The organism is Roseicella sp. DB1501 (assembly GCF_013112485.1).
In the GTDB taxonomy this organism is placed as follows: domain Bacteria; phylum Pseudomonadota; class Alphaproteobacteria; order Acetobacterales; family Acetobacteraceae; genus Paracraurococcus.
Genome location: NZ_JABFHG010000014.1, coordinates 161,972 through 175,038 on the forward strand (window position 1 = coordinate 161,972; position 13,067 = coordinate 175,038).

Sequence of the window (13,067 nt, forward strand, 5' to 3'; positions counted from 1 at the left end):
CGGCTGCCTGCCGATCCTCAATGATCGTGCCCATGCGGCACGAGCTCGTCGGCCAGAACATCCAGGCCAAGCGCCAGCGCCAGCGTGAACGCGACCGCTACCCCACCCAGCCGTAGTAGCTGCGGCTGCGGCAGGCGAAGGCGCTCCCGCGCCATGTAGGCGACCAGCGTCACCGGCACCCCGAGTGGCAGCAGCACAGCCGCGTAGTGCGGGAAGTCGAGGAAGTGCTGGATGGAGCCGCTGAGCATGCCGAGACCGAGCGACAGCACCACGCTCCAGGCGATGTAGCGACCGAGGGCCCCGCTGCCACCTTCAACGGCCGAAGCATGCCTGCGCCGGGCGTCCAGGGCGGAGGCAACAATGAAAATCACCACGCCGATGGCTCCGATCATCAGATATCGGCCTGGATCAAGCGGCAGGTGGACGACCGACCCGCCGGTGAGCGCTACCCCTAGGTAAAGCGCGACGTAGAGGGCGTAGGGGGCAAGGACTTGGTTCATGGAGCCTCTGTAATGGCGTGCTCGCTTGCATATCCTATCCAGGGGGATAGGTTAAGACCATGAGCGACGCCGCCCTTCATCTCAGCCACCCCGAGATCGCCAAGCGCCTCAAGCGTGCCGAGGGACATCTTCGCAGCATCGTTGGCATGATTGAGGTTGGGCGCCCGTGTCTCGAGCTGGCTCAGCAGCTCCATGCCGTCGAGAAGGCGGTGGCGAACGCCAAGCGCGCGCTGATCCACGATCACATCGACCACTGCCTTGAACACGCGACAGGTGGGCCGACCGCCGAGGCGCGTCGCTCCATCGAGGAGTTCAAGGAAATCACCAAGTACCTGTGAGCTTTAGCCGATGACACCGCTTTCCGAGCTTCTCCAGCAGGGCACGGCCCAGGCCTGGCTGTTCATTCCCTCAGCCATCCTGCTTGGCGCGTTGCACGGTCTTGAGCCCGGCCACTCGAAAACGATGATGGCAGCCTTCATCATTGCTGTGCGTGGCACGGTGACGCATGCAGTGCTGCTTGGTCTGGCAGCGACCATCTCCCATACGGCCGTCGTGTGGGCTGTTGCCCTGGTCGGCCTGCACCTGGGTGGGCAGTTCGACGCCGAGACCACTGAGCCCTATTTCCAGGTCGCGTCTGCCGTCCTCATCATCGGTGTGGCGCTCTGGATGATTTGGCGCACTTGGCGCGAGGGGCGGCAGACAGGCCTAGCCGAGCATGACCACCACCACGGAGAGGAGGTGCGACGCATCGACACCGACCACGGCGTCCTGGCCCTGGAGGTGTTCGAGGAGGACGTGCCGCCGCGTTGGCGAGTTCGCTTCGAGAGCGGCCACGGCTGGAAGGCCGAAGAGGTCACCATCACCACTGAGCGGCCAAATGGCACCCGGCAAGCCTTCGCCTTTGCAGACCGCGGCGCCTACCTGGAATCTCTCGAGGAGATCCCAGAACCGCACGCATTCACCGCTCACATCTGCCTGGCGCAAGGCAGTGCCACCCGCACCTATGACATAGCGTTCGCTGAGCATGATCACGGCCACCACCATGAAGGTCTGGACGTGTCCGGCGGCGAGTATGAAGACGCGCACCAGCGTGCGCATGCCAATGACATTCGGCAGCGCTTCGCCAATCGGCACGTCACTACGGGCCAGATCATCATGTTCGGTTTGACTGGCGGCCTGATCCCGTGCCCGGCCGCCATCACCGTCCTTCTGCTGTGCCTTCAGCTGAAGGAGTTCACCCTGGGCGTCGCCTTGGTGCTGTGCTTCAGCATCGGCCTCGCCCTTACGATGGTAACGGCGGGGGTCGCCGCCGCCCTCAGTATCCGCCATGTGTCCCAACGGTGGTCAGGCTTTGGGACCTTCGCACAGCGTGCGCCCTACTTCTCGAGCGCCGTAATTATCTGCGTCGGGCTTTACGTCGGATACCAAGGGCTACATGGCCTGGCGGCTGCAGTCAGATTCTAGGATCCAAGCCCTTAACGCCGAAACTTTCTCAAGCCGGAGTGTTTCGCGAGGCGACTAACAGCTTGCGCGGAGCTTGTAACCCTTCTCGAGATCAGACTGGGCCGCTCGCCGTGTGTGCCTTGGGGACCAAGCCATTCTCGCGGGCCGCTAGGTTTCGCCGTCGGAGCTGCGCCAATGGTCAGCACCTGGCTTTCAGGATGAGATCGGGGCCAGGTAGGACGCTAGGTGTGCTGCCACGGTCCCAATCTGAAGCAGCAGTTGCCCACGCGTCCGTGTCGTAGGTGCGCAGAGTTCTCTAGATAGACGGTTAAGCGTTTGATTTTTCTGGGGTGCAACCCAACATATGCTCCTAGCTCGTCAACCGTTCGAAGGCGTGCCAAGAGTCGGAACGACCAAGGATAATCATCCGTTTGCTTCGAAGTGCTTAGATTGTTAGGATGCAGTTCCAAACGTGAGGTTGGCCAGTGAGCCAGAAAGAACTGAAAGAGTTGCTGGAGGCGATGAAGGCGTTGCGGGCCGAGAACACCGCCTCGCCTGAGAAGGCTCGGCAATTCCTCATGGATGAGGGTATTCTTGCCCCAGACGGCAAGCTCGCAGAGCCATACCGAGCTGATCCCCAGAAGTAAGCCACCATCGTGCACATGCTTTGGTGGCAATAGATGCTGCAATCATTGCACGCGTCATTCGTTCTAGGGTTCCACGGGTGCGATCGTCATGTCGGGGAGGCCTTGCTCAGTGGCGCCGCGTTCGCGCCGAGTGAAAACGTCTACGACTGGCTCGGATCGGGCATCTATTTTTGGGAAGCAAACCCACTGCGTGGCCTCGAATTCGCCCAGGAGCTAAAAGTTCGACGTGTGGGTAGGCCAAACGCTATCAAAGATCCTTTTGTAGTTGGTGCAGTGATCGAGCTCGGCTTCTGCCTTGACCTCACCTCATCAGCTGGCATCTCAGCTGTCAAAGCCGCCCATACAGACTTCGCCGCTTACATGCAGACTGCCGGCGAGCCTATGCCGACGAACTTCCTCGGCGATGATCTACTCAAGCGAAGCTTGGATTGTGCTGTGGTCAACCATCTGCATGGGGTTCGTACCAAGTTGGGCCGCCCAGCGCACGACTCCGTCCGTGGCGTGTTTTTGGAAGGCGGACGCATCTACGAAACGTCTGGTTTCTTTAACAAAACACATATTCAGCTCTGCATACGGAATCCGGGATGTATCAAAGGCGTCTTTCGCGTTGCTGAAGAGCTTCTTTCCGCTTAACGGCCCCTGAAATGCTTGTCCTATGTCAAAGTCAGACCATTTATCTAGTGATAATTAACTCTTTTAATGTCTCCGCGACTGCGTAGCCTATTGGGATCTTTTTTTGACTTCGAAAGCGTATTCCGCTCCTCTCTACGCCGCTATAGCATTTGCTCACTCGTCGATTCGCCCGATAGACACCATGCCGTCGGATCGATGGAAAACAAACTCTTAGGCGCAACCAAGCTAGCCTCTGGACGCAGTAGGTTGCGTAATGCAGAGTAGAGGCCCGGAACAAATTGCATGGCTGCCCAGACATCCATCGAGTGGACGGACGCGACCTGGAATCCTGTCACAGGCTGTACAAAGATCAGCCCTGGCTGCTTTCACTGCTATGCTGAGCGCTTTTCCGAAAGGTTTCGAGGCGTTCCTGGGCATCCGTTTGAGAACGGCTTTGACCTGACTTTGCGCCCTGAGCGACTGCGTCAACCGCTCAGCTGGCGGCAGCCTCGCATGATCTTTGTGAATTCTATGAGCGACCTGTTCCATAAGGATGTACCTGATGAGTTCGTCGGGCAGGTCTTCGACACAATGGAGGAGGCTGGGCAGCACACTTTTCAAGTGCTGACCAAGCGGAGTAGCCGCATGGCGCGCTTTACTCGACGTCGCTACGCCGACCGCGCACCGCCACCCAATGTCTGGCTTGGCGTCAGCGTCGAGGATGGCGCAAGAAAGTCGCGGATTGTTCACCTTCAACGGACCACCGCTGCGGTGCGTTTTCTCTCGGTCGAGCCACTCGTTGGTCCACTGGGTGCTGTCAACCTGACCGGCATCCACTGGGTGATTGTCGGTGGAGAGTCGGGCCCAAAGCACCGTCCTATACTTCCGGAATGGGTGGGAGAGGTGCGCGACCAGTGTGTGGCGCAGAAAGTCGCCTTTTTCTTTAAGCAGTGGGGTGGTGTCCGCCCAAAGTCGAACGGCCGCGTGCTCGACGGAAGAGAGTGGAACGAGTTCCCAACCTCAACCTTCTCCAAAGCCGCCTGAATTGGGCAAGGAACGCGCACAACTTGAAACAGGGCTCGACCCATCTCTGTATTGCGGTCGCGGGCAGACCTTCGCGAAGCACGTTTTACTCAAACGCTACATTACGGAGTTAGCCTTTAAGGTACTCCAGTCCCCCAGAGCGCCAACGGAATTCCTTTATGTCGATGGGTTTTCTGGGCCATGGCAGGCTAAGGGGGAACGCTTTGAAGACACTTCTTTTGGAATTGTTCTCTCACGCTTGGCTGAAGTGCGGGAGAAGCTCGGCAGCATGGGCAAAAGCGCGACGATGCGGGCCGTTTTTGTCGAGGAAAACGCGGCAGCTTACAAACGCTTGGTTTCCGCTGTAGACGGTCACCCGCGAGTTAAGGTTACGACCATCAACGGGCGATTTGAGGACGCCATTCCGGCTATTGTGCCTATGCTCAGCCCAAGCACCTTCTTGTTTGCTTTTCTCGACCCGAAAGGTTGGAAGGGAATCGCCCTTGAGCGTATCCGGCCCTTGCTGCGGCATTCCCATGCGGAAGTGCTAGTCAATGTTATGACATACAGCATCGTTCGCCACGCCACTCAGAGTGATACTCAGGATAGTTTCGCCGAGTTTTTCGGCGGAGGTGATTGGCGATCAGAGCTGGACACCATGCTTCGGTCCATGGGCCGAGAGGATGCAATCTTACAGCTTTACTTATCTCGCCTCCGAAAGTTTGGAAGTTTTAAGTACGTTGGAACAACTAGGATACGAGATCCCGACAAGGCTCGCACTTACTTTCACCTCGCTTATGGAACGCGTCACCATGCGGGTATGGAGGTGTTTCGGCGTAGTGAGGGCCATTGCATCGAGGCTCAAGAGAGAGTCGTTCTCGATGCATTTTATGCAAAACTCGAACGTAAGATTGGTGCCCCTGATCTCTTATCGGGACTCGATGATAATGGCCTTGGGGCATTCACGCGGTGGCGTGATGCGTCGCGCGCCAAGGCGCGAGCAGAGTGGGATGCTTGGCTAGCAGAGGGACGGCCTATGGCTGCAAGCCACAGACGGGCACTTCTCTTCGAATATCCTTACGTGGACCTGCCCCTCGTAAACGGGTGGGCGAGGGAAGCTATGAAGGCGGGGCGGCTCGCACCAGTGAAGATGAGCGACCGTGATGCAGTATGGACCCCCTCCCACACACCTTCCTGAGACCCTACACACACCAACAGCGAGCTTGGCGTAATAACCTTTACAACTCGCTGCAGTTTAGCCGTAAGCTGGCGCAGCTAATTATTCAAGCCCGTTTTTGCCAGCACAGATAAAAGGACCTCCTCTAGTTCTGACCAAACTTCCGAGGGTTCACGGTGACCATCGATAACCTTGTAATGTTCTGGATCGGCCGCGGCTTGGGCGAGGAAGCTATTTCGAACACGTTGGTGGAAATCGATATCGAGCCCCTCGAACCGACCCTCGTTGACCCCGCTCCCGGTCAGTCTTGCTCGGCTACGCTGTAGTGCAACTCGAGGATCCACATCCAACACGACAGTTAGGTCCGGCCGCAGATTTCCAGTTGATAATTTATGGATTTCATTAATTTCGCAAACATCAAGTCCATGCCCCGCTCCTTGATAGGCTATCGTTGAGCCGACATAGCGATCGCATAAAACGAATCGACCAGCTTCCAAAGCAGGCCGAATTACTTTTGCGACGTGTTGGGCACGAGCGGCGGCCATGAGGAGAAGCTCGGCTTGCGGATGCCAGTCTAGGGTGCCCGCTGACACCACTAGACCCCGGACGGCATTACCCTCCGGGGTTCCGCCTGGTTCTCTGGTCAAGAGGAGGTCCGGGTAGTTGACGTGAAGCGCCGTTCTGACGTGCGCGATGGCACTTGTCTTCCCACTGCCATCGACACCTTCGATGACGGCAAAGAATCCCCGAAGCTGCCGTCCAGGCGAGATCTGAGACACATTTAAGTTATCTCTCGGGGTGCCGGCTGAGTGCATTTGCAGATCTGAGACCATCGGACGGTTTCCTCTCAGATCTCGCTAACCGCGTTCTGACTTGCGACTCTCAACACAGCAGCATTAGGCAAAAGCCATTGGTGTGTCAGCCACCCACACACACGATACACATCGGGGGGGGTGATACCTCCGCCTTCGAGCGTGATGAAGCGGCCGCGCGCCATCAGGTGCCGGTGAACCAGGAGCCGATCACCGCCGGGATGCGCGGGATGAGGCCGAGCCGGTCGACATCAGCGCCGGCCAGCAGCGGCAGCTGCAAGTTCGGCACGCCCTGGCCGGAGACCAGCAGCTTGCCGAGCTCCCGGCCCTTGGCCACCGGCGCCTCCAGCGGCGCCTCGTACTGCACCCGGGCCTGCAGCTTGTTGCGCCAGCTCCGCGGCAGGGTCACGACCATGTCCTTCGCGCCGACCAGCGGCACGGTGCGCCGGTTGCCGAGATGCACCGGGACCTCCTCGACCGGGTCGCCGGCGCGGAACAGCACCACGTTCTCGAACTCGCGGAAGCCCCATTCCAGTAGCCGCTCGCTCTCCTCCGCCCGCGCCTTCATGCTCGGCAGGCCGTTGAAGACCAGGATCAGCCGCCGGTCGCCGCGCTTCGCGCTCGCGGTCAGCCCGTAGCCGGCCTCCTCGGTATGGCCGGTCTTGAGCCCGTCGGCACCGGCGACGCGGGCGAGCGCCGGGTTGCGGTTGTCCTGGCTGATGTTGTTCCAGGCGAAGCTGCGCTCGTTGTAGACCTTGTAGTATTCCGGGAAGTCGGAGATCAGCCGCTTGGCCAGCCGGGCCAGGTCGCGGCAGGTCATGCGGTGCTCCGGGTCCGGCCAGCCCGTCGCGTTGCGGAAGGTGCTGTCGGTCAGCCCGATCTCCCGCGCCTTCTGGTTCAGCAACTCGGCGAATTGCTGCTCCGATCCGCTGATCGCCTCGGCGAAGACCACGCAGGCATCGTTGCCGGACTGCACGATGACGCCGCGCATCAGCGCCTCGACCGGCACCTGGGCACCGATCTGGACGAACATCTTGCTGCCGCCCATGCGCCAGGCGCGCTCGCTCACCGGCAGCTCCTGGTCGAGCTTGAGACGGCCCTGCTTCAGCATGTCGAAGACGACGTACATCGTCATCAGCTTCGACATGGAGGAGGGCGGCATCCGCTCGTCCGGATTCTTCTCGAGCAGCACCGCATCCGTGTCGAAATCGACGATCAGCGCCTGCCGCGCGATGGTGTCGAGCGGGCCGAGCGGCGTCGTCGCCGGCACTCCCGGCGGCGTGGCGGGGCGGTTGCCGCCCGCCCGCCCGCGCTGCTGCGCCAGGGCCGGCAGCGGCAGCGTGCCGGCGGCAAGCGTCGCGGCGGCCGGCAGCAGCAGCGCCCGGCGGGAGGCGCCCTTGGAATCGGCGCGGCTACTCATGGCTGGTCTGGCTCCGGAAGGCTGGTGTCCGGATGCCGAGCCGCCCTGCGCGGGTTCTGGCGAGGGGCGCATCGGCATCGGGATGCCAGCCCAACCCGGCCGTCACGGCCGGTGGGCTCGGATCACCGCATACGCATGTTGCCGCCCCGTTTTCAAGTGTTTGTAACCAGTCATTCGACCAGGAGCTTAACCTCGGGCAGGCCGGCCGCCAGCACCGCCGCGACGGCGCGGTCGGCGGCTGCGACATCGGCAAAGGGACCGAGCCGGACCCGGTATTGCGGCTGGCCGCCGGCGCCGAAGGCCTCGACCCGGCCGCCGATGCGCGCCGCCTGGCGCTGCGCCAGGTCGCGGCGGAAGAAGGTGCCGGCCTCGACCAGCAGGCGGCCCGGCCGCGGCGCGCCGAGGCCGACCGCCTCGGGTAGCGGATCGGGCGGCAGCGCCGCCGCCGCCTCGGCGAGGGGGGCGACGGCGTCGCGTGGCACCGCGCGCCCGGGCGCCGCCTGCCGGCTGCCGGGCAAGGGGGCGAGGCTCTCGGCCGCGACCTCGGCCCGTGGCGCCGCGGCGACCTCGACCGCCGGGCGCTCCCGGCTCGGCAGGCCGCGCGCCAGCGCCCGGCTCGGCGCATCCTCGACGCGCAGCAGCACCTGCGCCGTGCCGCCCGGTGGGATGCCGAGCAGCTCCGCCGCGCGGGCCGAGAGGCCGATGACGCGCCCGGCCTGCTCCGGCCCGCGATCATTGACGCGCAGCCGCAGCATGCGGCCGTTCTCGAGATTCGTGACCGCGACGATGGCTGGGAGCTGCAGGGTGCGATGCGCGCCGATGAGTCGGCGCGGATCGACGATCTCGCCATTGGCGGTGCGCCGCCCCAGCCGGCGGTCGGGCAGCACGGCGGCGAGCCCGGTCTCGCTGCGGCCGAACTCTTCCTTCGGATAGGACCAGACGCCGCCCAGGCTATAGGGCTCGCCGATGACGTAGCGGGCCTCCGGCCTCGGCGCCGGCTGCGGCGTGCAGGCGGCGAGCAGCAGCCCCGCGCCGAGCGCCGCGCGCCGCCGCACCGGCGTCATCCGACGTAGTCGGAGAGCAGCCCGACCGCGAGCCCGTAATTGACCGGGCTGTTGTAGCGGCGGATGACGCGGAGGTTGTGGTGGCCAAGGAAGAGCTGGCCGGCGCCGCGGCTCGGCAGCACCAGCGCCGCCTCGAGATCGGAGGCCGGGAGCGGGCTGCCATCCTGGTTCCGGAAGCCCATCCGCGCCCAGTCGCGCAGGCTGCGGCGGCCATCCGTGTCGGCGGCCTCCGGCGCGTAGCCCGGTGGCGGCAGCACCGCCCGCCCCCAGGGCTCGCCCTCGCGCCAGCCCGAGCGCTGGAAGTAATGCGCGATGGAGGCGAGCGCATCCGCCCGGCTGTCCCAGATGTCGCGGCGCCCGTCGCCGTCGAAATCGACGGCCATGCGCTCGAAATTCGTCGGCATGAATTGCGGCTGGCCCATCGCCCCGGCCCAGGAACCGGTCATGCGGGCGGGCGCGACATGGCCGCCATCGAGCACCCGGAGGGCCGCCAGCAGTTCCTGCCGGAAGAAGCTGGCGCGCCGCCCCTCCCAGGCCAGGGTCGCCAGCGCCTCGATGACCGAGAAGCCCCCGGTATTGCCGCCGAAATTCGTCTCGACGCCCCAGATGGCCACGATCACCCGCGGCGAGACCCGGTAGCACGCCTCGATGCTGCGCAGCAGAGCGAGGTTCTCGGCGTAGTTCCGCTGGCCGTTCGCGATCCGGGTCGGCGAGACCATGATGCGGTCGCGGTATTCCTCCCAGCCCATGGCGCCTTCCGGCTGGCGGCGGTCCAGCTCGATGACGCGCTGGTTCGGCCGCAGCCCGGCGAAGGCGCGCGACAGCGTGGCCTGGGAGACTCCCTTGCCGCGCGCCTCGGCACGGATTGCGCCGAGGAAGCTGTCGAAATCATCCGACCTGGCCCGGCGGGCCAGGGCTTCGGGGGCGGCGAGGAGGGCGACTCCGCCGAGGACATGACGCCGGTCGAGCATGGGTCGGAGGATTGACATGCGCCCACGGCAACCGCAACGCGATATGTGTTTCGCGCGGCACCAGTCTCGCTTGGCCCGGTTCCCGCCGCGGCCTAGGATCGAGGCAATCCGTGGGAGGATCCGATGGCCGCCATCACCGCCGAAATCGCCGCCTATTGCGCCGGGCTCGACTTCGCCAGCCTACCTGCCGAGGTGCAGGAGCGCACCCGCTTCCTGGTGCTCGACCTGGTGGGCAACATCGTCCGGGGCCGGCATGACGCCGAAAGCACGCCGGCGCTGATCGCCGCCTCGCGGGCGCTCGGCCTCGCCGCCGGCGGCTCCGCCGTGCTCGGCGACAGCGCCCGCTACACCCCGGCCGGCGCCGCCTTCCTGAACGGCGCCCTCGCCCATTCCCTCGATTTCGACGACACCCATGCGGCGGGCACGCTGCATCCCGGCGCCCCGGTCATCCCGGCCGCCCTCGCCGCCGCCGAGATGGTCGGCGCCGATGGCCGCACCGTGCTCTCGGCCATCGTTGCCGGCTACGAGGTCACCTGCCGCCTCGCCGTCGCCCTGCCGGGCGGCGACCATTACGACCGCGGCTACCACCCGACCGCGACCTGCGGCGCCTTCGGGGCGGCCGCGGCGGCGGGCCGCGTCTTCGGCCTCGACGCCGCAGCGATGCAGGATGCCTTCGGCATCGCCCTCTCCCAGGCCGCGGGCAGCCTGCAATTCCTCGCCAACGGCGCCTGGACCAAGCGCTTCCAGGTCGGCTGGTCGGCAATGAACGGCCTCGCCGCCGCGACGCTCGCGCGCGAGGGGTTCCGCGGCGCCTCGGAGGCCTTCGAGGGCAAGGCCGGCTTCCTGCGCGCCTATGCGCCGAACCCGCAGCCGGAGCGGGCGGTCCGCGGCCTCGGGCAGGAGTTCGAGCTGATGCAGACGGCGGTGAAGCCCTACCCCTCCTGCCGCTACGGCCATGCCTGCGTCGATGCCGCGATCGCGCTGCGCGGCGAACTCGGCCTGAAGCCCGAGGAGGTCGAGAGCGTGACCATGGGCCTGCCCAACAAGGGCATGCTGCTGGTCGGCGCCCCCCTCGCCTACAAGCAAAACCCGCAGAACGTGGTGGATGGCCAGTTCAGCGGCCCCTTCGTGGTGAGCTGCGGCCTGGCGACGGGCCATATGGGCTGGGACAGCTACGCCCTGCTGCAGGACCCGACCGTCCGCAGCCTGCTGCCGAAGATCAACTGCGTCGAGGATCCCGAGGTGCAGGCCCTCTTCCCCGACTACATGGCCGGCAAGCTGACCGTCCGGGCGCGGGGCCAGGACCATGTGCGGCTGGTGAAGGTGGCGAAGGGCGAGCCGGACAACTTCCTCACCGAGGCGGAGCTGCGAGCGAAGTTCCACGGCCTCGCCGATGCGGTGCTTGGCGCGGAGCGGGCGGCGCAGCTCGCCGATGCGGTGATCGGCCTCGAGAAGGCGGCGGATGTGAACGGGCTGATGCGGCTCGGCGCGCCGATGATGGCGGCGCGACTCGCCGGCGAGTAGCGGCGGGCCTCGGCCGGCGCCGCGCCGTCCTACCCGGCGCCGCCATGGTCCCCGGCCTTGGGCCCTCAGCCTTGACCGGCGCGGTCCCGGTGCGGCATCTGCGCCGCTGCGGGATGGGTGGCCGAGTGGTTTAAGGCAGCGGTCTTGAAAACCGCCGCAGGTGCAAGCCTGCCGTGGGTTCGAATCCCACCCCATCCGCCAGGCGCCGGGCGAGGGCTGGCCCCCTCTCCCCTACCAGCGATAGGTCAGCCCGGCGAAGACCTGCCGGCCATAGCCATAGGCGCACCAGGTCCCGTAGTAGCAGGACGCGACATAATGCTTGTCGAGCAGGTTCTGCGCGTTGACGTAGAGCTGGGCGCCCTGGAGCTTCGGGATCTGCTGACCGAGGTCGTAGCGAATCGTCGCATCGACCAGGAAGAAGTTGCGCACCTTGAAGCTGTTGTCGGCGCTGAAGGTGGAGCCGGTGTAGCGGCCGCCGCCGCCGAGCGAGAGGCCAGCGAGCGGGCCCTCGCCGAAGGTGTAATAGGCCCAGCCCGAGGCCTGGTGCTGCGGCACTGCCGGCAGGAACTTGCCCTGCAGCCCGCTGTCGTCCTTGGTGTAGGTCGTGTCGAGATAGGTGTAGCTGGCGACGACGTTCAGCCGCTCCGTCAGGCTGACCCTCGCCTCGACCTCGACGCCGCGCGACCGCGCCTCGCCGGCCGCCTTCTGGAAGTTCGGATTGGTGAGATCCGTGGTCAGCAGGTTCTGCCGGGTCAGGTCGAACAGCGCGAGGGTGAAGAGCGCGTCGAAGCTGCGCGGCTGGTACTTGATGCCGATCTCGTACTGGTGGCCGCGCTCGGGGTCGAAGGGCTTGCCGGTGATGTCGGTGCCGGCCTGCGGGCTGAAGGATTCCGTGTAGCTGGCATAGGGCGCGATGCCGTTGTCGAAGACATAGGTCAGCCCGACGCGACCGGAGAAGGCGCTGTCGGACTGCTTGGCGCGCGTCTCGAAGGTCAGGTTGCGGGTCAGGGTGTCGAACCAGTCCTGCCTCCCGCCGAGGGTCAGGATGAAATTGCCGAGCCGGATCTGGTCCTGCGCGTAGAGGCCGTACTGGTTGCCGTCGATCCGCACCCGGTAGCGGTCGGGCGTGGTGATGGCCTGGTAGTAGACCGGTGAGAAGAGATCGAGCGTCGGGGCCGTGCCGAAGCCGGTGCGATAGGCGCTGTTGAGATGCTGATAGTCGAAGCCGGCGACGACGGTGTGGCTGAGCGGGCCGGTGACGAAGCGGCCATGCAACTGGTTGTCGAGCGTGTAGCTGTTGAGCTGGTCCGTGGAATAGGCGATGCCGCGGCTCAGCGTGCGGTCGTCCGGCTGCAGGAAGCTGGAATAGACGCTCTTGTAGTCCTGGTCGATGTGGAACCAGCGGCCGGTCGCGCGCACCGACCAGTCGGGACCGAGGAGCCGGTTGAACTCGTAGCCGAGCGAGGCCTGGGTGCGGTCGAACTTCTCGAAATTCGGGTCGCCGTCGTAGAAGCGGTAGTTCACCCGCCCATAGGGGTTGGGTAGGACGGCGCCCACGGGCGGCACGGCGCCGTAGGAGGTGCTGCGCGGGTCGTGCTGATAGAGGCCGAGCAGGGTCAGCGTGGTGGCGTCGTCCGGCCGCCAGGTGAAGGACGGCGCGATGGCGAGGCGCTCGTTGCGGGTGGTGTCGATCTGTCCCTGCTCGGTGCGCCCGATGCCGGTGATCCGATAAAGGAAGCGGCGATCGGGTAAGCGTCAGCCATCAGTGGCCTTGAGATGCCCGGGCTTGCCTGCCGAGATAGCGGGCATGACGGACGAAGCTGACGTGGCGGAACCGCTCGGAGCGGGTTCTTATGACGGTCGGAAGGGCACGA

At 64.7% G+C, this 13,067-nt stretch carries 13 protein-coding genes and 1 tRNA gene; 8 read left to right on the top strand and 6 right to left on the bottom strand.

The window, feature by feature from the left end; genetic code table 11:
- Window positions 1-17 precede the first annotated feature (17 nt).
- The gene (locus HJG45_RS23610) at window positions 18-500 is read right to left on the bottom strand and encodes a hypothetical protein (protein WP_171615711.1); all 483 of its coding nucleotides are present in this window, start codon (window positions 498-500) and stop codon (window positions 18-20) included.
- Window positions 501-559: 59 nt separating this feature from the next.
- Here HJG45_RS23610 and HJG45_RS23615 point away from each other — a divergent pair, with 59 nt between their 5' ends.
- The 6 genes from HJG45_RS23615 to tcmP all read left to right on the top strand — a co-directional run bounded on the left by HJG45_RS23615 (window position 560) and on the right by tcmP (window position 5,423).
- Entirely contained in the window at window positions 560-838 is a 279-nt protein-coding gene (locus tag HJG45_RS23615; RefSeq protein WP_171615712.1) for a metal-sensing transcriptional repressor, read from the top strand.
- Between the two features lie 10 nt (window positions 839-848).
- Window positions 849-1,964, top strand: coding sequence for a nickel/cobalt efflux transporter (locus HJG45_RS23620; RefSeq protein WP_171615713.1), 1,116 nt, complete (start codon window positions 849-851; stop codon window positions 1,962-1,964).
- 464 nt (window positions 1,965-2,428) lie between these two features.
- Window positions 2,429-2,590, top strand: coding sequence for a hypothetical protein (locus tag HJG45_RS23625; protein ID WP_171615714.1), 162 nt, complete (start codon window positions 2,429-2,431; stop codon window positions 2,588-2,590).
- Window positions 2,591-2,623: 33 nt separating this feature from the next.
- Entirely contained in the window at window positions 2,624-3,223 is a 600-nt protein-coding gene (locus tag HJG45_RS23630) for a hypothetical protein (RefSeq protein ID WP_171615715.1), read from the top strand.
- Between the two features lie 282 nt (window positions 3,224-3,505).
- Window positions 3,506-4,246, top strand: coding sequence for a DUF5131 family protein (locus HJG45_RS23635; RefSeq protein ID WP_171615716.1), 741 nt, complete (start codon window positions 3,506-3,508; stop codon window positions 4,244-4,246).
- Between the two features lies 1 nt (window position 4,247).
- Entirely contained in the window at window positions 4,248-5,423 is a 1,176-nt protein-coding gene (gene tcmP, locus HJG45_RS23640; RefSeq protein ID WP_171615717.1) for a three-Cys-motif partner protein TcmP, read from the top strand.
- 77 nt (window positions 5,424-5,500) lie between these two features.
- Here tcmP and tmk read toward each other — a convergent pair whose 3' ends face one another.
- From tmk to HJG45_RS23660, 4 genes are all read right to left on the bottom strand, one after another.
- Window positions 5,501-6,235 carry a dTMP kinase gene (gene tmk, locus HJG45_RS23645; protein WP_171615719.1) on the bottom strand — a complete coding sequence of 245 codons (735 nt, stop codon included), beginning with the start codon at window positions 6,233-6,235 and terminating at the stop codon, window positions 5,501-5,503.
- 163 nt (window positions 6,236-6,398) lie between these two features.
- Complete coding sequence (locus HJG45_RS23650; RefSeq protein ID WP_171615721.1) at window positions 6,399-7,634, bottom strand: D-alanyl-D-alanine carboxypeptidase family protein; 1,236 nt, start codon at window positions 7,632-7,634, stop codon at window positions 6,399-6,401.
- Between the two features lie 170 nt (window positions 7,635-7,804).
- On the bottom strand, window positions 7,805-8,689 hold the full coding sequence (locus HJG45_RS23655; protein WP_408902032.1) for a septal ring lytic transglycosylase RlpA family protein: 885 nt from the start codon (window positions 8,687-8,689) through the stop codon (window positions 7,805-7,807).
- 5 nt (window positions 8,690-8,694) lie between these two features.
- The gene (locus HJG45_RS23660; RefSeq protein ID WP_254452734.1) at window positions 8,695-9,687 is read right to left on the bottom strand and encodes a lytic transglycosylase domain-containing protein; all 993 of its coding nucleotides are present in this window, start codon (window positions 9,685-9,687) and stop codon (window positions 8,695-8,697) included.
- A gap of 105 nt (window positions 9,688-9,792) precedes the next feature.
- Here HJG45_RS23660 and HJG45_RS23665 point away from each other — a divergent pair, with 105 nt between their 5' ends.
- Both HJG45_RS23665 and HJG45_RS23670 read left to right on the top strand, forming a co-directional pair.
- Window positions 9,793-11,193, top strand: a complete 1,401-nt coding sequence (locus HJG45_RS23665; RefSeq protein WP_171615725.1) for an MmgE/PrpD family protein — start codon at window positions 9,793-9,795, stop codon at window positions 11,191-11,193.
- Window positions 11,194-11,304: 111 nt separating this feature from the next.
- Window positions 11,305-11,394: transfer RNA gene (locus HJG45_RS23670), tRNA-Ser, on the top strand.
- 30 nt (window positions 11,395-11,424) lie between these two features.
- Here HJG45_RS23670 and HJG45_RS23675 read toward each other — a convergent pair.
- The gene (locus HJG45_RS23675) at window positions 11,425-12,918 is read right to left on the bottom strand and encodes a TonB-dependent siderophore receptor (RefSeq protein ID WP_368040664.1); all 1,494 of its coding nucleotides are present in this window, start codon (window positions 12,916-12,918) and stop codon (window positions 11,425-11,427) included.
- Between the last annotated feature and the right edge of the window lie 149 nt (window positions 12,919-13,067).